This is a genomic window from Pseudomonas fluorescens (genome assembly GCF_000802965.1).
GTDB lineage: Bacteria > Pseudomonadota > Gammaproteobacteria > Pseudomonadales > Pseudomonadaceae > Aquipseudomonas > Aquipseudomonas fluorescens_A.
The window spans coordinates 108442-131549 of record NZ_JSAK01000013.1; the positions used below are offsets into that span (position 1 = coordinate 108442).

At 59.0% G+C, this 23108-nt stretch carries 21 protein-coding genes and 1 pseudogene; 10 read left to right on the forward strand and 12 right to left on the reverse strand.

Features of this window, described 5'->3' with window-relative positions; genetic code table 11:
• Positions 1–5 precede the first annotated feature (5 nt).
• The 3 genes and pseudogenes from NL64_RS31055 to NL64_RS11380 all read right to left on the reverse strand — a co-directional run bounded on the left by NL64_RS31055 (position 6) and on the right by NL64_RS11380 (position 3062).
• On the reverse strand, positions 6–869 hold the full coding sequence (locus NL64_RS31055; RefSeq protein ID WP_437176911.1) for a methyl-accepting chemotaxis protein: 864 nt from the start codon (positions 867–869) through the stop codon (positions 6–8).
• Positions 861–1628, reverse strand: a pseudogene (locus NL64_RS31060) (MCP four helix bundle domain-containing protein); the annotation flags it as partial. The pseudogene NL64_RS31060 and the gene NL64_RS31055, both read right to left, overlap by 9 nt.
• A 96-nt stretch (positions 1629–1724) precedes the next feature.
• A complete protein-coding gene (locus NL64_RS11380) occupies positions 1725–3062 on the reverse strand; it encodes an MFS transporter (protein ID WP_034148186.1) in 1338 nt (445 codons plus the stop codon).
• Positions 3063–3645: 583 nt separating this feature from the next.
• On the opposite strand from NL64_RS11380, the gene quiC reads away from it, so the two are divergent.
• Both quiC and NL64_RS11390 read left to right on the forward strand, forming a co-directional pair.
• On the forward strand, positions 3646–5547 hold the full coding sequence (quiC, locus tag NL64_RS11385; protein ID WP_034148187.1) for a 3-dehydroshikimate dehydratase QuiC: 1902 nt from the start codon (positions 3646–3648) through the stop codon (positions 5545–5547).
• A 102-nt stretch (positions 5548–5649) separates the two neighbouring features.
• Positions 5650–6327, forward strand: a complete 678-nt coding sequence (locus NL64_RS11390) for a TetR/AcrR family transcriptional regulator (protein ID WP_034148188.1) — start codon at positions 5650–5652, stop codon at positions 6325–6327.
• A gap of 94 nt (positions 6328–6421) precedes the next feature.
• Here the strand turns inward: NL64_RS11390 and NL64_RS11395 are convergent, their stop codons facing one another.
• From NL64_RS11395 to NL64_RS11405, 3 genes are all read right to left on the reverse strand, one after another.
• Positions 6422–7276: a shikimate dehydrogenase gene (locus NL64_RS11395; RefSeq protein ID WP_034148189.1), complete on the reverse strand. Its 855-nt coding sequence runs from the start codon at positions 7274–7276 to the stop codon at positions 6422–6424.
• A gap of 5 nt (positions 7277–7281) precedes the next feature.
• Positions 7282–7722 (reverse strand): type II 3-dehydroquinate dehydratase, encoded by a 441-nt coding sequence (gene aroQ, locus NL64_RS11400; protein ID WP_034148190.1) that lies wholly within the window; start codon positions 7720–7722, stop codon positions 7282–7284.
• A gap of 207 nt (positions 7723–7929) precedes the next feature.
• The gene (locus tag NL64_RS11405; RefSeq protein WP_034148191.1) at positions 7930–8841 is read right to left on the reverse strand and encodes a LysR family transcriptional regulator; all 912 of its coding nucleotides are present in this window, start codon (positions 8839–8841) and stop codon (positions 7930–7932) included.
• A 119-nt stretch (positions 8842–8960) separates the two neighbouring features.
• On the opposite strand from NL64_RS11405, the gene NL64_RS11410 reads away from it, so the two are divergent.
• Positions 8961–9167, forward strand: a complete 207-nt coding sequence (locus NL64_RS11410) for a tautomerase family protein (protein WP_034148192.1) — start codon at positions 8961–8963, stop codon at positions 9165–9167.
• 178 nt (positions 9168–9345) lie between these two features.
• Here NL64_RS11410 and trmA read toward each other — a convergent pair whose 3' ends face one another.
• Complete coding sequence (trmA, locus tag NL64_RS11415; protein ID WP_034148193.1) at positions 9346–10425, reverse strand: tRNA (uridine(54)-C5)-methyltransferase TrmA; 1080 nt, start codon at positions 10423–10425, stop codon at positions 9346–9348.
• On the reverse strand, positions 10422–11717 hold the full coding sequence (locus NL64_RS11420) for an NCS2 family permease (RefSeq protein WP_034148194.1): 1296 nt from the start codon (positions 11715–11717) through the stop codon (positions 10422–10424). Before NL64_RS11420 ends, trmA begins: the two co-directional genes overlap by 4 nt.
• A 220-nt stretch (positions 11718–11937) precedes the next feature.
• Between NL64_RS11420 and NL64_RS11425 the strand changes: the two genes are divergently transcribed.
• Both NL64_RS11425 and NL64_RS11430 read left to right on the forward strand, forming a co-directional pair.
• Positions 11938–12378 (forward strand): DUF4879 domain-containing protein, encoded by a 441-nt coding sequence (locus NL64_RS11425; RefSeq protein WP_034148274.1) that lies wholly within the window; start codon positions 11938–11940, stop codon positions 12376–12378.
• 67 nt (positions 12379–12445) lie between these two features.
• Complete coding sequence (locus tag NL64_RS11430) at positions 12446–12997, forward strand: DJ-1 family glyoxalase III (RefSeq protein ID WP_034148195.1); 552 nt, start codon at positions 12446–12448, stop codon at positions 12995–12997.
• Here NL64_RS11430 and NL64_RS11435 read toward each other — a convergent pair.
• The gene (locus NL64_RS11435; protein WP_034148196.1) at positions 12994–14241 is read right to left on the reverse strand and encodes an MFS transporter; all 1248 of its coding nucleotides are present in this window, start codon (positions 14239–14241) and stop codon (positions 12994–12996) included. The two genes, NL64_RS11430 and NL64_RS11435, sit on opposite strands and share 4 nt — an antisense overlap.
• 512 nt (positions 14242–14753) lie before the next feature.
• On the opposite strand from NL64_RS11435, the gene NL64_RS11440 reads away from it, so the two are divergent.
• The 3 genes from NL64_RS11440 to NL64_RS29560 all read left to right on the forward strand — a co-directional run bounded on the left by NL64_RS11440 (position 14754) and on the right by NL64_RS29560 (position 17455).
• A complete protein-coding gene (locus NL64_RS11440) occupies positions 14754–16190 on the forward strand; it encodes a cytochrome ubiquinol oxidase subunit I (RefSeq protein ID WP_034148197.1) in 1437 nt (478 codons plus the stop codon).
• A 3-nt stretch (positions 16191–16193) separates the two neighbouring features.
• A complete protein-coding gene (cydB, locus tag NL64_RS11445; RefSeq protein WP_034148198.1) occupies positions 16194–17201 on the forward strand; it encodes a cytochrome d ubiquinol oxidase subunit II in 1008 nt (335 codons plus the stop codon).
• A gap of 86 nt (positions 17202–17287) precedes the next feature.
• Positions 17288–17455 (forward strand): DUF2474 domain-containing protein, encoded by a 168-nt coding sequence (locus NL64_RS29560; RefSeq protein ID WP_080757943.1) that lies wholly within the window; start codon positions 17288–17290, stop codon positions 17453–17455.
• Between the two features lie 72 nt (positions 17456–17527).
• On the opposite strand, the gene NL64_RS11450 is transcribed toward NL64_RS29560, so the two are convergent.
• Positions 17528–18652, reverse strand: a complete 1125-nt coding sequence (locus NL64_RS11450) for a methyltransferase (RefSeq protein ID WP_034148199.1) — start codon at positions 18650–18652, stop codon at positions 17528–17530.
• A gap of 163 nt (positions 18653–18815) precedes the next feature.
• Positions 18816–19547 carry a helix-turn-helix transcriptional regulator gene (locus NL64_RS11455; RefSeq protein WP_034148200.1) on the reverse strand — a complete coding sequence of 244 codons (732 nt, stop codon included), beginning with the start codon at positions 19545–19547 and terminating at the stop codon, positions 18816–18818.
• A 352-nt stretch (positions 19548–19899) separates the two neighbouring features.
• Between NL64_RS11455 and NL64_RS11460 the strand changes: the two genes are divergently transcribed.
• Positions 19900–20676, forward strand: coding sequence for a ferredoxin--NADP reductase (locus tag NL64_RS11460; RefSeq protein ID WP_034148201.1), 777 nt, complete (start codon positions 19900–19902; stop codon positions 20674–20676).
• A 37-nt stretch (positions 20677–20713) separates the two neighbouring features.
• On the opposite strand, the gene mscL is transcribed toward NL64_RS11460, so the two are convergent.
• Positions 20714–21136 carry a large-conductance mechanosensitive channel protein MscL gene (gene mscL / locus NL64_RS11465; protein ID WP_034148202.1) on the reverse strand — a complete coding sequence of 141 codons (423 nt, stop codon included), beginning with the start codon at positions 21134–21136 and terminating at the stop codon, positions 20714–20716.
• Positions 21137–21733: 597 nt separating this feature from the next.
• Between mscL and radA the strand changes: the two genes are divergently transcribed.
• Complete coding sequence (gene radA / locus NL64_RS11470; protein ID WP_034148203.1) at positions 21734–23101, forward strand: DNA repair protein RadA; 1368 nt, start codon at positions 21734–21736, stop codon at positions 23099–23101.
• Positions 23102–23108 lie beyond the last annotated feature (7 nt).

Sequence of the window (23108 nt, forward strand, 5' to 3'; positions counted from 1 at the left end):
CGCACTCAAAACCTGAAACGTACCACCAGGTTTTGCAGGCCCGCGGCCAATTGCGAGAGTTCCTGGCTGGTGGCACTGGTGCGGGTCGAAGCATCGGCGCTTTGCAGCGACAGATCGCGGATGTTCAGCAGATTCCTGTCGACTTCGCGGGCCACGGCGGCTTGCTCTTCCGAGGCACTGGCAATCACCAGATTGCGCTCGTGGATCTGCTCCATGGCCCGGGTGATTTCCGCCAACGCGATGCCGGCCTGCTCGGCGATCGACAGGGTTTCGGCAACGCGCTGGCTGTTGCCGTGCATCGACAGCACCACACTCTCGGTATCGCCCTGAACCCGGCCGATCATCTGTTCGATTTCCCGGGTCGATTGCTGGGTGCGATGGGCCAGTGCACGCACTTCATCGGCGACCACCGCAAAACCCCGCCCGGCTTCCCCGGCCCGGGCCGCTTCGATGGCGGCATTGAGCGCCAGCAGGTTGGTCTGCTCGGCGATGGCGCGAATCACGTCCAGTACCTTGCCGATTTCCCGGGATTGCTCGGCCAGGGTTTGAACTTGTTGCAGGGCCGTGCCGGCGTCGGCGCTCATGGCCTGGATCGAATCAAGTGTTTCGATGACTCGCGCCTGGCCCTGACTGGCTTGCTGCGTCGATTGGCGCGTGCTGTCAGACGTCGAGACGGCATTGCGTGCGACTTCTTCCACGGCAACCGTCATCTCATTCACGGCGGTGGCGGCTTGTTCGATTTCATTGTGTTGCTGTTGCAGGCGCCCGGAATCCTGATGGGTGCTGTGATTCATTTGCTCGGCGGCTGCGCCCAGTTGCGTGGAAGCGGCGCTGATCCGTTGCAGGGTTTCGCGCAGGCTGGTTTGCATGACCGACAGGGCAGTGAGCAGGCGCGCGGTTTCGTCGGCGCCGTGGCTCTGGATCGGCGTGCCGAGATCGCCAGCGGCCACTTGCTCGGCCACCGCCACGGCCTGGCGGATCGGCACCACGATGCTGCGAATCAACAGCCAAGCGAGGAGAGCGGTCAGCAACGACACGGCGATCAAGGCGCCGATGACCGTGACCTTCACCTGGGTATAGAGTGCGTCGGCCTGCTGTGCCGACTGACTGACCTGGTTGGCGGTGAGCGTCACCAGTTCGGCGAACTGGTCACCGGTCTGGGTCGAGTACTCCTGGATCTTGCCGTTGAGCAGCGCGGTCATTTCGTCCAGGCGATTGGCCTGCGACAGGGTCTCGTATTGCGCCAGCGCCTGACGGTAACTGCTGACTGTCGCGACGAATTTTTCGTACGGCACGCGGTTGTAGTCACCTACGAGCGGGGTGAATTTTTCCAGGGCTTGTTCGAGCCAGCCTTGCACTTGATGCAGGCGCGTGACGGTGGCGTCTAGCACTTTTGGCTCGCGGTTCAGCGCCATGCGCAAACTGAGCACACGGATGCTCAGGACGTAGTCGCGGATTTCCCCGAGATAGCGGGTGCTGGGCAGGGAAACGTTCTCGGTGTGTTGGCCGGTGGCGCGCACTTGGGCGACTTGCTTGAGGGCGAACAAGCCTTGCAACAGAACCAGCAGGGCGATGAGGCCGAAGCTGATCACGGCGCGTTTGGCGATGCTCAGGTGACCTGGCGACATGGTTTGACTTCCTTGGCATTGAGCGAAAGGGTGAATTCATAAAACGCAGGCACAAAAAAAGCGCAGGCCCGAAACCGGGCCTGCGCCGAGGGAACATCAGTCTTCGATTTTCGGAATCTTGCGCGGTGCCATGAAGTACATCCAGGTCAGCGCAATGAAGTACATCGCCGGAATCATGGTGAACAGCACGGTGTAGTTGTTGTTGGTGATTGTCAGGATGTGGCCGACCAGTTGGGTCATGAACATCCCGCCAATCGCGGCACACATGCCGCCGAAGCCGAACACCGTACTCATCATGTGCTTGGGCGTGTAGTCCATCACCAGGCTCCAGATGTTCGCGGTCCAGGCCTGGTGCGCACCGATGGCCAGGGAGATGGCGGCCACTGCGACCCACAGGTTGCTGGAGCCGGCCGCCATGATCACGCCGATGATGCAGCAGGCGAACAGGAACATGGACATCAGTCGCGCCTTGATCGGGTTGACACCGCGGCCGATCAGGAACGAGGACAGAATCCCGCCACCGACACTGCCGAAGTCGGCGGTGAGGTAGATGATGATCAGCGGGATACCCATTTGGGTCACGTTGATGCCCAGGTTGTATTGCTGATTGAGGAACGGTGGCAGCCAGTACAGGTAGAACCAGAACACCGGCGCGGTGATCGAGTAGGCGAGGGCAAAGGCCCAGGTGCCGCGCATGCGCAGGATTTTCGAGAACGGTACGCGGGTTTGTTCCGGTTCGACTTCGTTCTGGATGTAGTCCAGTTCCGACTGTTTGACGCTTGGGTGATCTTCCGGGTTGAAGTACTTCAGGCCCCAGAACAGCAACCAGATCCCGCCCAGTGCCGACATGCACAGGAACGCGGCCTGCCAGCCCCACACGTGGAGGATCAGCGGCAGCAGCATCGGGGTGAACATTGCGCCGACGTTGGTCCCGGCGTTGAAAATACCGGTGGCCACCGCACGTTCACCGGCCGGGAACCACAGACGAGTGGTTTTCACACAGGCCGGGTAGTTGGCGGCTTCGGTCAGGCCGAGGATGAAGCGGCAGACCATGAAGCCAACCGCCGAAGTAGCCAGGCCATGGGCGCCAGTCGCCAGGCTCCAGAGCAGCACGGCGCAGAAGAACACGCGCTTGACGCCGACCCGGTCGATCAAGCGGCCCTGTAGCACGAAACCAATGGCGTAACCGACCTGGAACCAGAAGTTGATGTTGGCGTAGTCCATCGCCGTCCAGCTCATTTCCTTGGCCAGGATGGGCTGCATGACGCCGAGGGCGGCGCGGTCGATGTAGTTCAGGGTGGTGGCGAAAAACACCAGTGCCAGCATGCCCCAACGGGTCTTGCCGACCGCCATGGCGCCGCGGATTTTGTCGCCGATGCCGCCAGTGGCAGCGCTCATGGCCGGAGCCATGCGTGAGCTATGTGTAGGATTCATGTGTGCCATCCGTTCAATGACTGACAAGCGAAGCTCGTCGGGACTTCAAGGGCGCGTGATCAATCGATGGCGACAGGCGCGGCTGGACTGATCGACTGTGTTCGTCGGCTGACGAGTTATTCAGCGAGCGGCACGTGGGTGCCATCGGTGCGCGGGATTCGGATGGACGCCAGGCAAGGCGTAATGACGGTGGTGCAATCGAGCAAGGCGTTGAAGGAGCGCATGAGCGTATACCCGTTTTTTGAAATTTTTATGTGGTGTTCTGGGTCTTGTTAACTGGAACCGATGATTCATGACCGGACCCAATGTGGTGTTGATGTTGCGCAGTGGACGAAAAATCGTCAATTCGCCAAAGGGCATTTTGTTCGATAATCGCACGCAAAACTAACCGGGTAGTACACTTTGAATTGCCGTGAGAGATTGCCAGGCCAATAATTCCTTCAAAGCTAAACGCAATTCTTGTAGGAGCCGGCTTGCTGGCGATGGCGCCCGCGAAATCGCCATCGCCAGCAAGCCGGTTCCTACAAAGAGCCAAGCGTGCGATGTCCCTAACAAGATTGCCTCCATCACCGGGAGTCGAAATATGCAGCGTTCCATTGCCACCGTATCCTTGAGCGGTACCCTGCCGGAAAAACTCGAAGCCATTGCCGCCGCCGGTTTCGACGGTGTCGAGATTTTCGAAAACGACCTTCTCTACTACGACGGTAGCCCGCGGGAAATTAAACAGATGTGCGCCGATCTCGGGATCGCCATCACCCTCTTTCAACCGTTCCGGGATTTCGAAGGCTGCCGCCGTGACCGTCTGTCGCGCAACCTGGAGCGCGCCGAGCGCAAGTTCGACCTGATGCAGGAGCTGGGCACCGACCTGGTGCTGGTGTGCAGCAACGCCTCAGCCGATTCCATCGGTGATGAACAGATTCTGGTCGACGACTTGCGCCTGCTGGCAGAACGCGCCGGCGCGCGAGGCCTGCGCATTGGTTACGAAGCGCTGGCCTGGGGCCGTCACGTAAACACCTATCAACAGGTGTGGAACATCGTCCGTCAGGCCGATCACCCGAGCCTGGGCGTGTTGCTCGACAGCTTCCACACCTTGTCGCTCAAGGGCGACCCGAGCGCTATCGCCGACATTCCTGGCGACAAGATCTTCTTCGTGCAAATGGCCGACGCGCCGATCCTGGCTATGGACGTGCTGGAGTGGAGCCGGCATTTCCGCTGCTTCCCGGGTCAGGGCGAGTTCGATTTGCCGGGTTTCCTCGCGCCGATCATCAAGAGTGGCTATACCGGGCCGCTGTCGCTGGAAATCTTCAACGACGGCTTCCGCGCCGCACCGCCACGGGCCAACGCCGCCGACGGTTTGCGTTCGTTGCTGTACCTCGAAGAGAAAACCCGCGAGCGTCTGGCGCAGGAAGCCAAGCCTGCCGGCCATCCGGAAATTCTGTTCGAGACGCCCAAAGCCAGCGAATACAACGGCATCGAGTTTCTCGAATTTGCCGTGGACGAAAGCCTCGGTGCCAAACTCTCCCATTGGCTGGAACGCCTGGGCTTCGTCAAGGCCGGCCAGCATCGCTCCAAGAGCGTCAGCCTGTTGCGTCAGGGCGATATCAACCTGATTCTCAACTCCGAGCCTTATTCATTCGGCCACAGCTTTTTCGAGGCGCACGGTCCATCGCTGTGCGCCACGGCCGTGCGGGTCAAGGACAGCGCCAGTGCCTTGGCTCGGGCCGTGGCCTACAAAGGTCAGCCGTATCGCGGATTGGTCGGCCCCAATGAACTGGAACTCGCCGCTGTACGCGCGCCGGATGGCAGCCTGATTTACCTGGTGGATCAGGACGCCGACGTCTACGGCACCGACTTCAATCTGCAGCCGAACGCAGTGAGCACTGGCGGCCTCAAGCGCATCGACCACATGGCCATGGCGCTGCCGGCCGACAGCCTCGACAGTTGGGTGCTGTTCTACAAGAGCCTGCTGGATTTCGAGGCCGACGACGAAGTGGTGTTGCCCGACCCGTATGGTCTGGTGAAGAGCCGTGCACTGCGCAGTCGAGACAGCTCGATTCGCCTGCCACTGAACATTTCCGAGAACCGCAACACCGCGATCTCACACGCGCTGTCGAGTTATCGCGGTTCCGGCGTGCATCACATCGCCTTCGATTGCGACGATATCTTTGCCGAAGTCAGTCGTGCGAAAGAGGCGGGCGTACCGCTGCTGGATATCCCGCTCAATTACTACGACGACCTGGCCGCGCGCTTCGATTTCGACGACGAGTTCCTCAGCGAACTGGCTTATTACAACGTGCTGTACGACCGCGATGCCCAGGGTGGCGAACTGTTCCACGTTTACACCGAGCCGTTTGAAGGGCGATTCTTCTTCGAGATCATCCAGCGCAAGAGCGGCTATGCCGGTTACGGTGCGGCCAACGTCGCGGTACGACTGGCGGCCATGGCCAAATCCCGCAGTGGTGCCGTCCGTCAGGCAAAGTTGTAGGAAATTCGTAACCGCGGGGGTAATCCGCTGCCGCACGGCTTCCTTCAGTGTGCGGCGCAGCCCATAATCGCCAGCCTGTGCAGTGACGGCCGTGAGCCCGCAATGACGATAATTCCAGAACTCTCCGTAACGCCCGACCAGCCGCTTGCCGAGCCGCGCAAGAGTCGCAAGAACAACCCGGAAAAGACCCGCGAAAATATCCTGCAAGAGGCTATTGTCGAGTTTGTGCAGCAGGGGCTTTCCGGCGCTCGCGTCGATGCGATCGCCGAGCGCATCCACACCTCCAAACGCATGATCTATTACTACTTCGGCAGCAAGGAACAGCTCTACGTCGAGGTGCTTGAGAAACTCTACGGCGACATCCGCAATACCGAAAACCGCCTGCATCTGGCCGAACTGGCACCGGTAGACGCGATTCGTCGGCTGGTGGAATTTACCTTCGATCACCATGATCGCAATGTCGATTTCGTGCGTATCGTCAGCATCGAGAACATTCACAATGCTGAATTTGTGAAGCGCTCCGATGCAATCAAGGCGATGAACAACACCATCCTCGATTCACTGGGCGAAATTTTGCGTCGCGGTGCCGAGGAAGGGTTGTTCCGCACCGGGCTTGATCCGTTGGACGTGCATTTGCTGATCAGCTCGTTCTGCTTCTATCGCGTCTCGAACCGCCATACCTTTGGTGAGATTTTTCAGATCGACTTGCCGGACGAAAGCATCAAGCAGCGTCATCGGGAGATGATTTGCGAGTCCGTTCTGCGATATCTACAGGCCTGATTCAGCTGTGTGAAGCGCCTTTGTAGGAGTCGGCTTGCTGGCGATTGCGTCTGTACGATCGCCATCGCCAGCGAGCCGGCTCCTACAGGTTACGTCAGCCATTCATGCTCTGAAAATGCGCCAGCATCCGCTGAACATCCGGCACCACGCCGCTGAACAATTCGAACGCCTTCACCGCCTGAAACACCGCCATGTTGCCGCCATCCAGGGTGCGGCAGCCCAGGGCGCGGGCGTTGCGCAGCAGTTCGGTTTCCAGCGGAAAGTAAACAATCTCCGCCACCCACAACTCCGCCCGCAGCAACTCCACCGGCACGGGCATGCCCGGCAGTTTTTTCATGCCCATGGGCGTGGTGTTCACCAGGCCGTCAGCCTCGGCCAGCGTCAGTGCCAGGTCGTGACCGGCCACTGCGCGGCCGCTGCCGAAATGCTGATTCAGATTGTCCGCCAGGCTCTGCGCACGGCTGATTTCCACGTCGAAAATGCTCAGCTGTTGTACGCCTTCGCTCAATAACGCGTGGGCCACTGCCGCACCAGCGCCACCGGCGCCCATTTGGACGACGCGCTCAACGGCAGCGCCCTGCAAGCCACGGCGAAAACCTTCGGCAAAGCCCAGGCAATCGGTGTTGTGGCCGATGCGTTTGCCGTCCTTCAGCACCACGGTGTTTACCGCACCAATACCCCGGGCTTCTGGCGACAATTCGTCGAGCAGCGGGATGATCGCCTGCTTGCACGGAAACGTAATGTTCAGGCCGGTGAAATTCATGCGTTCGGCAGCCATCAGCAGGTCGGGCAGGGCGTTGCAGTCGAGTTTCAGTTGATCGAGGTCGATCAGGCGATAGAGGTAACGCAAACCCTGGGCATCGCCTTCATGCTCGTGCAACGCCGGGGTGCGAGAAGCCTGGATGCCGGCGCCGATCAGTCCGGCCAATACCGTTTGGTTCTGATTCATGACGTTCAACCCTTCAGACGTTGGCTGAAATGCTCCAGTGCCAGGCGATAGCCATGGCTGCCGAAACCGGCCAGTACCGCGGTGGCAATGCCCGAGACGAAGGAGTGATGACGGAACGGTTCGCGGGCGTGGACGTTGGACAGGTGCACTTCGATCACCGGCAATTCGCTGGCAACCAGCGCATCACGGATCGCCACCGAGGTGTGGGTCCAGGCTGCCGGGTTGATCACGATCCCGGCGCAACGCTTGCGGGCGGCGTGAATCCAGTCGAGCAATTCGCCTTCGTGGTTGGTCTGGCGAAACTCCACTGCCAGGCCGAACTCTTCAGCGGCGCGGCCGCACATGGCGGAAATATCAGCCAGGGTTTCGTGGCCGTAAGTCGCCGGTTCACGGGTGCCCAGCAGATTCAGATTCGGGCCGTTGAGCACCAGAATGATGGGGGACATCGAACTTTCTCCACTTATTATTTTTGGCGTTGGCCGAGGTTTTCAGCCTGTGGAGATAAATTGTACTAGCTAGTTAGTTTGGTCAATTGAAGAGGCGGTTAGTGGGCGTATTGTGTGCGGTGATCGGACATAAAAAGATCGCAGCCTACGGCAGCTCCTACATTTGAAACGCGTTCCCCTGTAGGAGCTTTCGCAGGCTGCGATCTTTTAACGAGGCAAATGCTCAACCAAAAAATCAATGAAGGCCCGCAATCGCAGAGGCATATGCCGGCTCTGCGGATAAAGCAAAGTAAACGGCCGCGAGCGCCCGCCATAAGGCTTTAGCACTTCCACCAGCGAACCATCGGCCAATTCCTTCTCGACGATAAAGCGATAGGTTTGAAACAACCCCGCCCCGTGTTTCGCCAGGGTCACGCCACCCAATACATCGTCGGAGCAGCTGAAGTTGCCCTCGGCCAGAATCTCCCTCTCAACGCCGTTGTCATTGAACAACCAGGCAATGCGCCGGCCGCTGCTGGGCAGTTCGTACTGAATGCATTCGTGCTGTTGCAAGTCGTCGAGGGTTTGCGGCGTGCCGGCACGCTTGAGGTAGTCCGGGCTGGCAATCATCACCAGCACGCCGTCTTCGAGTTGCCGCGCGATCAGGCCGGAATCCGGAATCGCGCGGACGCGAATGGCCATGTCATAGCCTTCACCGACGAAATCGATATTGCGGTTGCTGATGTGCGACTCGACCTTCACCGCCGGAAACCGCGCACGAAACGCTGGCAGCAACGGCAGGATTCGATGGTGGGCGTAGGTGGTCGGAATACTGATACGCAAGGTCCCGGAAGGCACTTGCTGCTGACCCATGACTTCGCGCTGGGCTTCGACCAGTTGCGCCAGTGCCTGTCGGCATTCCTCGTAATAGCGACGACCGCTGTCAGTCAATTTGACGCTGCGGGTGGTACGGGCGAACAATCGCACGCCCAGGCGTTCTTCCATGCGTGACACCGAACGGCTCACCGCGGCCGGGGTGACACCCGCTACCAGCGCCGCCGCGGTGAAGCTGCCAGCTTCTGCGGCCAGGCAGAACAGTTCGATGCTGCCCAGCTGAAGATCGTCAAATTGTCGCTGCATGATTGATTACACCGGGGATCAAATGAAGTGTCTGAATCAGTATTTATCAGATGCCGGCATACAGATACAGTGAGTTCACGTGGTAAGCCTTTCTTAATCAGCCGAGCAGGAGAAGCAGCATGCCTTTCGTCAGCGTACGTATCACCCGTGACGGCGTTACCCGGGAGCAGAAAGCCCAGGTCATCGCTGAAATCACCGAGACTTTGCAACGCGTCCTCGGCAAGCCGCCGGAACTGACCCACATCGTGATCGAGGAAATCGATACGGATAACTGGGGATACAAGGGCATTACCACGACCGAGTTTCGAAAAAATCAGCCGGGGTGATCCGATAAAGCAACCTGTAGGAGCTGCCGCAGGCTGCGATCTTTTGACTTTGATTTTTTAAAGCAAGATCAAAAGATCGCAGCCTGCGGCAGCTCCTACAGGGATTGGATCGTTTTTCGGGATTACGCCGACAAAAAAGCCGTCGTGATGACGGCTTTTTTTTTTCTGGCATCTGCAATCAGCGCCGGGTCAACAACACCCCGGATTCCATGTGATGGGTCCACGGGAACTGGTCGAACATCGCGCATTGGGTGATGCGGTGGGTGTCGTGCAGTTGGGCGATGTTGGCCGCCAGGGTTTCCGGGTTGCAGGAAATGTACAGGATGTTGTCGAAGCGACGAGTCAGCTCGCAGGTGTCCGGGTCCATGCCGGCGCGGGGCGGGTCGACGAAGACGCTGCCGAATTCGTAGCTCTTGAGATCGATGCCGTGCAGGCGGCGGAACGGCCGCACTTCGTTCAGCGCTTCGGTCAGTTCCTCGGCGGACAGTCGGACCAGCGTGACGTTATCCACAGCGTTTTCGCTGAGGTTGCTCAAGGCTGCGTTGACCGAAGTCTTGCTGATTTCGGTGGCCAGCACTTTGCGCACACGGGTGGCGAGCGGCAGGGTGAAGTTGCCGTTGCCGCAATACAACTCCAGCAAATCGTCCGGGCGATCGCCGAGCGCGTCGTACGCCCAATTGAGCATCTTCTGGTTCACCGTGCCGTTGGGCTGGGTGAACGCGCCTTCCGGCTGGCGGTAGCTGAAGGTGCGGCCGCCGACTTCCAGCTTCTCGACCACATAATCATGACCGATGACTTCGCGCTTGCCCTTGGAGCGGCCGATGATGCTGACGTTCAGGTCCGTCGCCAGCTTCGAGGCTGCTGCATGCCAGTGCTCATCCAGCGGACGGTGATAACACAGGGTAATCATCGCATCGCCGGCCAGGGTGGTCAGGAACTCCACCTGAAACAGCTTGTGGCTCAACGCCGAACTGGCTTGCCATGCGGCCTTGAGCTGCGGCATCAACTGGTTGATGCGCAGGCTGGCGATCGGGAATTCTTCGATCAGGATCGGCGTGCGTTTGTCTTCCTGGGAAAACATCGCGTAGTGACGCTCGCCGGCTTCGCGCCACAGGCGGAATTCGGCGCGCAGACGGAAGTTCTGCAGCGGCGAATCAAAGACGCTCGGCTGCGGTGCATCGAACGGGGCCAGCAGGTCACGCAAACGCGTGACCTTTTCTTCGAGCTGAACGGCGTAGGCCTGGGAATCAAAAGTCATGCGTTGAACCAACCCAGTTTGATCACGAACAGAATCGACAGGATCACCAGCGCCGGGTTCAGCTCACGGCCGCGACCGGACATCAACTTGATGGCGGTCCAGGCAATGAAACCGAAAGCGATGCCATTGGCGATGGAGTAAGTGAACGGCATCGCCAGGGCGGTGATCACCACCGGCGCGGCAACGGTGATGTCGTCCCAGTCTATTTCGGCCAGACCGGATGTCATCAGCACGGCGACGAACAGCAGGGCCGGTGCAGTGGCGAAAGCAGGAACGCTGGCGGCCAGTGGCGAGAAGAACAGCGCCAGCAGGAACAGGAACGCAACGACAACGGCGGTCAGGCCGGTGCGGCCACCGGCACTCACGCCGGCGGCGGATTCGATGTAGCTAGTGGTGGTCGAGGTGCCCAGCAGGGAACCGGCCATGGCGGCAGTGCTGTCGGCGATCAGCGCACGGCCCATTTTCGGCATGTGGCCGTCCTTGCCCATCAGGCCGGCGCGCTTGGCGACGCCGATCAGGGTGCCGGAGTTGTCGAACAGGTCAACGAACAGGAAGGCGAAGATCACGCTGACCAGACCGATGTCCAGTGCGCCCTTGATGTCCAGTTGCAGGAAGGTCGGGGCCAGCGAAGGCGGCATCGACATCACGCCACCGAATGGAGTGAAGCCCAAGGCGATGGAAGCGATGGTCACCACCAGAATGCCGATCAGCACCGCACCGCGCACGGCAAGGGCTTCAAGCGCGACAATCAGGGCAAAGCCGAGGGTGGCGAGAATCGGAGCCGGTTGTTTCAGGTCGCCGAGGCCAACCATGGTCGCCGGGTTGCTGACCACGATACCGGCGTTGTGCAGGGCAATCAGTGCCAGAAACAAACCGATACCGGCAGCAATCGCCGAGCGCAGCGGCAGCGGGATGCTGTTGATGATCCATTCACGGATGCGGAAGATCGACAGCAGGAAGAAGCACACGGCCGAGATGAACACCGCACCCAGCGCCACTTGCCAAGTGTGGCCCATGTGCAGGACCACGGTGTAGGTGAAGAAGGCGTTCAGGCCCATGCCCGGTGCGAGGGCGATCGGGTAGTTGGCGATCAGGCCCATGACCGTCGAGCCGATGGCGGCTGCCAGGCAGGTGGCGACGAACACCGCGCCCTTGTCCATGCCGGTCTCGCCGAGGATGCTCGGGTTGACGAACAAAATGTAGGCCATGGCCAAAAAGGTCGTGACGCCCGCCAGAATCTCGGTGCGTACGTTGGTGTTGTGTGCCTTGAGTTGAAACAGCCTTTCCAGCATGTCTGCTCCCCGTGGCGCGCCCGGCGCCGTGAATGTATCGACCTCAACAGCAAAGCACAGACCACTGCAGGCGCCCGGGAATTTTCTGTGGGTCGGAAAAAGCCGCGCATCATACCAGTAGCACAGGGTTATGGCTGCTTATGGCGGTGATCGTCGTCGATGTTTTGCGTTTAACCCAAACCGGCCATACTGCGCGCTGGTTTTGGGGATGGGTTTTTGCATGAAAAAGCGTCTGTTGATCAGCTTGGCGATTTTGATGGCCTTGGGGACTCAGTCAGCCCTGGCGGCATCTGCTGCGCCATTGACCCAAGTGAAAGTGCTCAAGGTTGAATCGCCGGCCTGTGGCTATGAAGACATTGCCGAAGGGCAGGAACAGACGCGCTGCAATCACACCGGCCCGAACATCCGGATTTTCGTGCTGGAAGTTGGCTACGGTCGCAAGGCGCACGTTGCCCTGGATGGTTTTGACGTCAACGGAACACGTACGCCGGTCTGTGCTTTTGATAACGGCAACCTGACCGAATGCAGCGTCGGTAAAAAAACCGTCGGCTATCTCTATATCTTCGATCTGGCGGGCAAGCAGGAAGGCACCTTTACCTTCAGCAACACGTCGATCAACGCGCCGGGCAACACCATGTCGACGCAGCTTTACATCAAGTAACGGCTGGGCTCGAACAAGGGCAGGGAAAGCTGACTACGCTTTAAAGATTATTCCGTGGATTGCACTCATGACCTTTAGAGCTTTGATTACCCTCGCCGAGGGCATCGATGACCTGCAAGCAGTGACCCTGGTCGATGTGCTACGCCGCGCCAAAGTGGAAGTGGTAGTGGCCAGCATCGAAGGGCGACGCATGCTCACCTGCGCCCGCGGCACTCGCCTGACGACCGATGCGATGCTGGTGGATTTGCTGGCCCAGCCATTCGACCTGATCGTTCTGCCCGGCGGTGCCGTCGGGGCGCAGCATTTGGCAGCCCATCAACCCTTGCAACAACTGATCAAGGATCAGGCCGCAGCCGGTCGCCTGTTCGCCGGCATCGCCGAAGCCCCGGCACTGGCGCTGCAAGCCTTTGGCGTATTGCGCCAGCGACGCATGACGTGCCTGCCGTCGGCCAGCCATCAACTGTCTGGCTGCAACTTTGTCGACCAACCGGTGGTGGTCGATGGCAACTGCATCACCGCCCAAGGCTCGGGCGCCGCGCTGGCGTTTGCCCTGACGCTGGTGGAACAGCTCTGCGGCAAAGCCGCGCGGGCGGCGGTGGCGGGGGAGTTGGTGGTTTAGACGGCGTCAGCCTTCACCTCTTCCTTCGGCACATGCATCCGGTCGCGGTTGGCCAGGGTCGGGAAGAGTTTGATCCAGGTTCCGGTCACCACCAGCGTACCGATGCCGCCCATGACCACCGCCGGCACGGTGCCGAACCAGTGGGCGGTCAGGCCGGATTCGAATTCGCCTAACTGGTTGGAAGCGCCGATGAACAGACCGTTGACGGCGCTGACCCGACCGCGCATTTCGTCCGGGGTTTCCAGTTGTACGAAGGACGCACGGATCACCATGCTGATCATGTCTGCCGCGCCCAGCACCACCAGCACGGCCAGGGAGAACCAGAACGAGGTCGACAGACCGAAGGCGATAGTCGCCACGCCGAACACACCCACGGCGGTGAACATCACCCGCCCGACGTTGCGTTCCACGGCAAATCGCGCGAGGAACAGCGACATCAATAGCGCCCCCACCGCCGGTGCCGATCGTAGCAGCCCCAGGCCCCACGGGCCGGTCAGCAGAATGTCCTTCGCGAATACCGGCAGCAACGCCGTCGCGCCACCGAGCAGGACGGCGAACAGATCGAGGGAAATCGCCCCGAGGATGTCCGGACGGCTGCGAATGAAGCGAATGCCGGCCAGCAGCGAATCCAGAGTGGCCTTGCCCTTGTTCAGCGGCGTTTGCCGGGCGGGCAGGTTGAGCATCAGCGAACAAGCAATGATGTACAGGATCACCGTCGGGCCGTAGACCCAGACGCTGCCGAAGGCATAGAGCAAACCGCCGAGGGCCGGGGCGACGATGGTCGCCGATTGCTGGGCCGATTGCGCGGCGGCAACGGCGCGGGGGAACAGCGCGCTGGGGACGATGCTCGGCAGCAGGGCCTGAGTGGTCGGCATTTCGAAGGAGCGGGCGGCGCCCAGCAGGAATGCGAGGATAAAGATCATTTCCCGAGTGACATGGTCGGTCGCGCTGCCAATGGCCAGCGACAGGGCGATCAGTGCCTGCACGGACTGGCAGATCGCCGCGACCTTGCGCCGGTCATAGCGGTCGGCGACATGCCCGGTGTGCAGCATGAACAGCACCCGCGGCGCGAACTCCACCAGCCCGACCAGGCCCAGATCCAGCACGTTGCCGGTCAGCTGGTAGAGGTTCCAGCCAATGGCCACGGTGAGCATCTGAAAACCGCTGGCGGTAAATACCCGTGCCAGCCAAAACGCGATGAAAGGGCGGTGATGACGTAACAGCAAGGGCTCTTGGCTGGGCATTTGAGGGCAGATCTGCGGGAGGGGAAGGGCGAGATTATCACCAACCTGTAACAGGAAGTTGCGGTGATGGAAAATTTAGTTAGCTAGGTACCGATCATCTGCTGGGCCAGATTCCTGTGGCGAGGGCGCTTGCTCCCGTCAGGGCGCGAAGCGGCCTCAAACCCTGACATTTCGGCGCTTCAGGTAAACCGCATTTATCGATATGACGACTGCTGCGCAGTCGAGCACGAGCAAGCTCGCTCGCCACAGTAAATACCACAGCCCTATGAGGCAACTTGTCACGCGGCAAAAGACCACGCGGTTCATCCCCGGAAATGGGACTACTCTTTCAACGTTGCTTGATCCAGATCAAAACCCTCCGCAGGAATTGGTTTGGTGGCCGTAAGGCCAGACTCCCTGCGTTGTGATGCGTAGAAAAAAAGAACAAATAGAGATTCGCCGCACTCCATATTCGTGGGGCCGAGGATGCAGGCCTCCAGCCGGCAGCCGTACTACCTGACAGAGGAAGACTTATGTTCGGTTTAGAGGCACTTGATCTCGCCCGAATTCAGTTCGCGTTCACCATCTCATTCCACATCCTGTTCCCTGCCATCACCATTGGCCTGGCGAGTTACCTGGCGGTACTTGAAGGCTTGTGGCTGAAAACCCATAACGATACTTACCGTGACCTCTACCATTTCTGGTCGAAGATCTTTGCCGTCAACTTCGGCATGGGTGTGGTGTCCGGTCTGGTCATGGCCTATCAATTCGGCACCAACTGGAGCCGCTTCTCCGACTTCGCCGGTTCCGTGACCGGGCCGCTGCTGACATACGAAGTGCTGACTGCTTTCTTCCTGGAGGCCGGTTTCCTCGGCGTCATGTTGTTTGGCTGGAACAAGGTCGGGCGCGGCTTGCACTTCTTCGCCACGGTCATGGTCGCCATCGGCACGCTGATCTCGACCTTCTGGATTCTCGCGTCCAACAGCTGGATGCAGACCCCGCAAGGCTTCGAAATCATCAACGGTCAGGTCATCCCCACCGACTGGCTCGCAGTGATCTTCAACCCGTCGTTCCCGTATCGCCTGATGCACATGGCCACGGCGGCGTTCGTCGCGACCGCATTCTTCGTCGGGTCCTCGGCGGCCTGGCATTTGCTGCGCGGCAAGGACAACCCGGCGATCCGCACCATGCTCTCGATGGCGATGTGGATGGCGCTGATCGTGGCGCCGATTCAGGCGGTCATCGGTGACTTCCACGGCCTCAATACACTCGAGCACCAACCGGCAAAAATCGCCGCGATCGAAGGCCACTGGGAAAACAAGGGCAACGAAGCGACTCCACTGATCCTGTTCGGCTGGCCGGACATGAAAGAAGAGAGAACCAAATTCGCCGTCGAGATCCCGTACCTGGGCAGCTTGATCCTGACCCACTCGCTGGACAAACAGGTGCCGGCGCTCAAGGAGTTCCCGCCGGAGGACCGTCCGAATTCGACCATCGTGTTCTGGTCGTTCCGGATCATGGTCGGGCTCGGTTTCCTGATGATCTTCACCGGGTTGTGGAGCCTGTGGCTGCGCAAGCGCGACAAGCTGTATACCTCGCGCCCGTTCCTGTACCTGGCGTTGTGGATGGGGCCGTCCGGCCTGGTTGCGATTCTCGCCGGCTGGTTCACCACTGAAATCGGTCGTCAGCCGTGGGTGGTCTACGGATTGATGCGCACGGCGGATGCGTCGTCCAACCACAGCTTCATGCAGATGAGCATCACCTTGATCCTGTTTGTGGTGGTGTATTTCGCGCTGTTCGGTGCCGGTCTGGGCTACATGATGCGTCTGGTGCGCAAAGGGCCGAAGATCGACGAAGGCAAGGAAACTAACGACGGTGGCCCCGGCCAGAAACGTACCCCGGCGCGTCCGCTCTCCGCAGCCGATGACGAGCATGCCGATACCGACCACGTCGTGACCAAGGAGATTTGAATCATGGGTATTGATCTTCCGCTGATCTGGGCCGTGATCATCATCTTCGGCATCATGATGTACGTCGTCATGGACGGATTCGACCTGGGCATCGGGATTCTTTTCCCGTTCATCCCCGGCAAGACCGATCGCGACGTGATGATGAACACCGTCGCCCCGGTCTGGGACGGCAATGAAACCTGGCTGGTATTGGGCGGAGCGGCATTATTCGGCGCTTTCCCGCTGGCCTATTCGGTGGTGCTCTCGGCGTTGTACCTGCCGCTGATTTTCATGCTGATCGGGCTGATCTTCCGCGGTGTGGCGTTCGAGTTCCGCTTCAAGGCCAAGGACGACAAGCGCCACCTCTGGGACAAGGCGTTCATCGGTGGTTCGGTGGCCGCAACGTTCTTCCAGGGTGTGGCACTGGGCGCTTTCATTGATGGCTTGCCGGTGGTCAATCGCCAGTTCGCCGGTGGCTCACTCGACTGGTTGACGCCGTTCACCATGTTCTGCGGTGCCGCGCTGGTGGTGGCCTATGCGCTGCTTGGCTGCACCTGGCTGATCATGAAAACCGAAGGCAAATTGCAGGAGCAGATGCACGACCTGGCGCGGCCACTGGCGTTTGTTCTGTTGGCGGTGATTGGCGTCGTCAGCATCTGGACCCCACTGGCCCACGCCGAAATCGCCGCTCGCTGGTTCACCCTGCCAAACCTGTTCTGGTTCCTGCCTGTACCGATTCTGGTGTTGGTGACCTTGTACGGCCTGATCCGCGCAGTGGCTCGCAACGCGAATTACACGCCGTTCCTGCTGACGCTGGTGCTGATCTTCCTCGGCTATAGCGGATTGGGAATCAGCCTGTGGCCGAACATCGTGCCGCCGTCGATCTCGATCTGGGACGCCGCCGCGCCGCCACAAAGCCAGGGCTTCATGCTGGTGGGCACGCTGTTCATCATCCCGTTCATCCTGGGCTACACCTTCTGGAGCTACTACGTGTTCCGCGGCAAGGTCACCCACGAAGACGGCTACCACTAGGCTGCAGCGCAAGAAAATGTGGGAGCGAGCCTGCTCGCGATGGCGTCCTCAAAGGCGCCATCGATCCTTACTGGAGGATTGAAGCAATGACCAACAAACCATCCCTGCACGACATTCAACAAGCCGAAAAAAAACCGCTGTGGCAGCGGCTCGGCTGGCTGGCCATGATCTGGGCTGGCAGCGTCGGTGCACTGTTCATCGTCGCCAGCCTGATGCGCATGTTCATGAACGCTGCTGGCCTGACGACTCACTGATAGACCTGACATCCCATCCCGTTGCCTTGCAGCACGGATTGACAACCCTCCTGACGGAGGGTTTTTTTGTCGTTATTTGCGGGCTTTGAGAATCACGAATTTCGGTGTGGCCGCCACTTGCTCGACACCGCGGAAAAGCCGCGCGAGTTTGCTGTGATAACCCAGGTGACGGTTGCCGACGATGTACAACGCACCGCCGACTACCAACGCCTCTCGAGCTTGCTGAAACATCCGCCAGGCAAGAAAGTCGCCGACCACTTGTTGTTGGTGAAAGGGAGGATTGCACAGCACCACGTCCAGCGACTGCGGTTCCTGCCCGGCGAGTCCATCGCCGGCGCGCACGGTCACCTCCCGCTCACCCAGCGCCGCGTGCCAGTTTTCGGCGGCCGATTGCACCGCCATGAACGATTCGTCCACCAGCGTGTAATGGGCGTCGGGGTTTTGCAGCGCACTGGCGATAGCCAGCACACCGTTGCCGCAACCGAGGTCAGCGACCCGTGCTGAAACGAGGCCCTTCGGCAAGTGCGGTAAAAACGCCCGCGTGCCGATATCCAGGCCTTCACGGCAGAACACGTTGGCGTGGTTAAGCAATTCGATCGCAGGTGTGTCGAGGCGATAGCGGGTCGGGTAGGGCGATGTGACCGGTGCTTTGGCTTCAGCAGCGGCAATCAACAGTCGGGCCTTCTTCACCGCCAGCGAAGCTTGAACCGGGCCGATATAGCGCTCCAGCAGATCACCTGCGGCACGTGGCAGGTGCTTGATCATCGCGCCGGCAATCACTTGTGCGCCGGGTGCCAGTTGGCCTTGCAGGCGGATCAGTTGTTCTTCGAGCAGCGCCAGTGTCTTCGGTACCCGGATCAGCACCCGATCAAATGGCCCCGCCAGGGCTTCACTGGACGGTATGTGCGTTACCGCATCAAACGCCATTCCATTGCGGGCGAGATTCTTTTCCAATCCCTGAGCGGCCAGAAACGAATCGCCGCTGCTGACCACGTTGACCTTGCCCGCCAGGCTGGCGGCCAAAGCGCCGAAACTGTCATTCAGTACCAGCACCCGCAGCTCGGCCGCAGGCTGCTGTTCGGCCAGATGACTGAGCAGGTACTCATCTGCCGCGTCAAAGGCTTGCAGGGGTTCGTTCTGCTGTTCGGGCTGGCGGATCAGGTCGAGGCTGGCGAAAGGGGTTTCGAGCAGTGGCATGGGGTGGGGCTCAGGGTAATCAACGGGGTATCCCGCGGCCAGAGGCGTCTTGCGGGCGGGGCCGCCCGAGCGGACTTCGTCGCGGGAGTTCACACGACATCACTCAGGATGGGACCGCGAATGGTACGTTTTTTTGAGTCGGATTACCCGCAGGTTTTTCTGCTCAGCGCATCGCTCCGCTGTTGAGATAGCCGGCCTTGACGGCGGCGATGACGGCCGAAACCTTGTTGTTGACCCCCAGTTTGCGAATGGCTTCCTGGACATGGAAATTGATGGTGCGTGCGCTGAGATTGAGAATTCTGGCGCTCTCATAGGCCGTTTTGCCATCCGCTGCCAGTTTCAATACGTCGACTTCCCTTGGCGATAAATGCGGCGCAGCCGGTTTGGCAGGTGCCTTGGGCAGCGTTTGCGCAATCAATTTATGCAGGTGATGCCCAATGAACACGGAGAAACCGAGATTCTCATACAGCTCCCAGGCGCTGACCGGGCAGTGGCTTCTCGCCAGGCTCAGAATGCTGCACAGGCCGGTTTCCTCGTCATGAACGGCTTGGGACCAGCCATGCTGTAATCCTTTGGTTTCCATGGCATCCCATAGAAAGGGTGCATTGCTGAAAAGTTCTTCACTCCAAAGAATGGGGAGTACGGAATGATTGCAATGCGCCACTACCGGGTCGCTCGCAGCGTACTTCTTTTTCTCGTATTCAGTGTTCCAGTCGGTTGGATAATTGTTGAACCGAAGAGTATGAAACTGCTCATTTTTTGTTGGGTAACTTGTTGAAAAGGCGAAAAATTTGAACCCGATGTTTTTCGCGAAACTCAATGAGATTCTGTAGGCACTCTCCATTTCGGTTGTATTGGATAACTGTATAAGTTGCAGCTCCTTCCACCGTTCCATTATGGACTCCATCTATAAAATGATGCTTAAAGGGCGCATTGGATCCAACGGGTCTGCGCGAGCTGGAGTGTAGGATGTTTCCTATGGTCACGTTGAGAATTTTTTGTTTTGTTCGAGTTTTGTAAAGCAGTATCCGGTTCTAATCCCATGGCAGAAAAAAGATAACTTGTATGTCGATACTAATCTCATCGCGTTCCCCTCACGATTAACTGTTTGGTTAGCAAATTACTTGCTAATTATTTTCCAAAACAAATGAGAATAAGAGTCCTTGTCTAAAAAGCACTACAAAACATCGGTGTTTATGGCGTCCTCTTTGCGAGACACTGCGGCTATTCGTTGAACGGAGCCGCCCATGACTGCCAGTGAAGAGAAATTTACTCGCCAGACCTTGCTGGACGTCCAGCCACTGACGCCGAACCTGTTTACCCTGCGCGCCACCAGGGACAAGGGCTTTCGATTTCGCGCGGGGCAATTTGCACGCCTGGGTGTGACCAAAGCTGACGGCAGCACGGTTTGGCGGGCCTATTCCATGGTTTCATCGCCCTTTGACGAGTTTCTCGAGTTCTTCTCCATTGTGGTTCCGGGTGGTGAGTTCACCAGTGAACTGAGTCGGCTGGACGTCGGCGATACGTTGCTGGTTGATCGCCAGGCCTATGGCTACCTGACGCTCGATCGTTTCGTCGACGGACGGGATCTGTGGTTGTTATCCACAGGCACGGGGATCGCGCCATTTTTGTCGATCCTGCAGGACTTCGAGGTATGGGAAAAATTCGAACGAATCATTCTTGTCTACAGCGTTCGTGAGTCCCGCGAGCTGGCGTATCAAGAACTGATCGCCGGGCTGACGCAGCGCGACTACCTGGCGGAATACGCGCACAAGTTGCAGCTCATCAACACAGTCACGCGTGAGCAACATCCCGGCGCCCTGAATGGACGGATTACGACGTTGATCGAAAATGGCGAGCTGGAGCGAGCGGCCGGAGTGGCGCTGACGCCCGAGCATTCGCGGGTCATGCTGTGCGGCAACCCACAAATGATCGATGACACGCGCAAGTTGCTCAAACAGCGCGACATGCATTTGAGTCTCAGCCGACGGCCCGGTCAGGTGGCCGTGGAAAACTTCTGGTAAAAAAAAACGGCGCCAGAGGGCGCCGTTTTCTGTTCCGCTAAAGCGGTCCAGGCCGATTGTTCTGGGCCTTGAGCAGGTCGCGAATTTCCCCGAGCAGTTCTTCTTCTTTAGTCGGAACCGGCGGCAGGGTAGGAGCGACGGCTTCTTCACGCTTCAGTTGGTTGATGGCTTTGATGCCCATGAAGATCGCGAAGGCGACGATGATGAAGTCGATCAGGCTCTGGATGAATTTACCGTACGCCAGCACCACCGCCGGGGCGTCGCCGCTGGCAGCTTTGAGCGTAATGGCCAGGTCACTGAAGTCCACCCCACCGATCAACAGCCCGATTGGCGGCATGATCACGTCACCGACAAACGAGGTGACGATCTTGCCGAAGGCGGCGCCGATGATGATGCCGACGGCCATGTCGATCACGTTGCCTTTGACCGCGAAGGCCTTGAACTCACTTATCACGCCCATAGGTTATTTCCTTGTTACAGATGAGGTTGGTGGAACGCAGTGTAAATCAGCAAAACGCATCTTGCTCGACACACCAGCTTACAGAGTCGCCTGCTATCGACCTGCATTGCGCGAAAAAGTTTACAAAATGCCATCACTGCGGAGCGAGCAAGATTGAGGGCGACGACCAGTTCTCGTAATGACGATTAGTGGTCGCCTACCTTCTTTATCTGCGACCAAAGTGACTTTTTTCGAGGGAAATCGAAGTTTGCTAAAGTCAGGGGGAAATGAAACTCCATTTGCAAGATTGCGAGTTTGATCGCAAAGGCTGAGTTGTATTTAAATCGAGGGTGAGTGCGTATGTTGCTTTGATAGTGGCTAATTGATAGTTGCCTATATATAGGTTGTACGAATTGGTTTAAATCGTCACGGGTTTGTATAGGTTAATTAGCAGCGTCCCGAGCATTGCTGGGAAAGTTTGTACAGGATGTAATCATGAAGCCTGGGTAGGACGGTAAAATTATTGAAGGAAGTTGTATGTTTTAAATCGGTTCGGTAACTCCGCCGCGCTGACCCGGTCCACCTGCGCTATCATCGCGGTTTTTGCCGGGAGTTCAGATGGCCAAGGCCAAGCGCATGTACGGCTGCACCGAGTGCGGCTCAACCTTCCCGAAGTGGGCCGGCCAGTGCAGTGAATGCGGCGCCTGGAACACCCTGACCGAAACCATGGTGGAAAGTGGCGGGGCAGCGGCGCCGAGCGGCCGCACCGGTTGGACTGGTCAGCAGGCGCAGATCAAGACCCTGGCCGAAGTCAGTGTCGAGGAGATTCCACGCTTTTCCACGGCGTCCAGCGAGCTGGATCGAGTGCTGGGTGGTGGCTTGGTCGACGGTTCGGTGGTGCTGATCGGTGGTGACCCCGGTATCGGCAAGTCGACCATTCTGTTGCAGACCTTGTGCAACCTCGCCAAGGTCATGCCGGCGCTGTACGTCACCGGCGAAGAGTCCCAGCAGCAAGTGGCCATGCGCGCCCGCCGTCTGGGGTTGCCTCAGGATCAACTGCGGGTGATGACCGAGACCTGTATCGAAACCATCATCGCCACGGCTCGCCTGGAAAAGCCCAAGGTCATGGTGATCGACTCGATCCAGACGATTTTTACCGAGCAACTGCAATCTGCCCCGGGTGGCGTGTCCCAGGTTCGCGAAAGCGCGGCGCTGCTGGTGCGCTACGCCAAGCAGAGCGGCACGGCGATTTTCCTGGTGGGCCATGTAACCAAAGAAGGTGCGCTGGCCGGTCCCCGCGTTCTGGAGCACATGGTCGACACGGTTCTGTATTTTGAAGGCGAATCCGATGGGCGTTTGCGTCTGCTGCGGGCGGTGAAAAACCGTTTCGGTGCAGTTAACGAACTGGGTGTGTTCGGCATGACCGACAAGGGCCTGAAAGAAGTCTCAAACCCTTCGGCGATTTTTCTGACCCGTGCTCAGGAAGAAGTCCCGGGGAGTGTGGTCATGGCGACGTGGGAAGGGACTCGGCCGATGCTGGTGGAAGTCCAGGCATTGGTGGATGACAGTCATCTGGCCAACCCGCGTCGGGTAACGCTGGGCCTGGATCAGAACCGACTGGCGATGTTGCTGGCGGTCCTGCACCGTCACGGCGGAATTCCTACCCACGATCAGGACGTGTTCCTCAACGTGGTCGGCGGCGTGAAAGTGTTGGAAACGGCTTCCGACCTGGCGTTGATGGCGGCGGTGATGTCCAGCTTGCGCAATCGGCCGCTGCCCCACGATCTGCTGGTGTTCGGTGAGGTGGGACTTTCCGGCGAAGTGCGTCCGGTGCCGAGTGGCCAGGAGCGCCTGAAAGAAGCGGCCAAGCATGGCTTCAAGCGCGCCATCGTGCCGAAGGGCAATGCGCCGAAAGAGGCACCACCGGGGTTGCAGATTATTGCGGTAACCCGGCTTGAACAGGCTCTCGACGCACTCTTCGAATAACCCGATC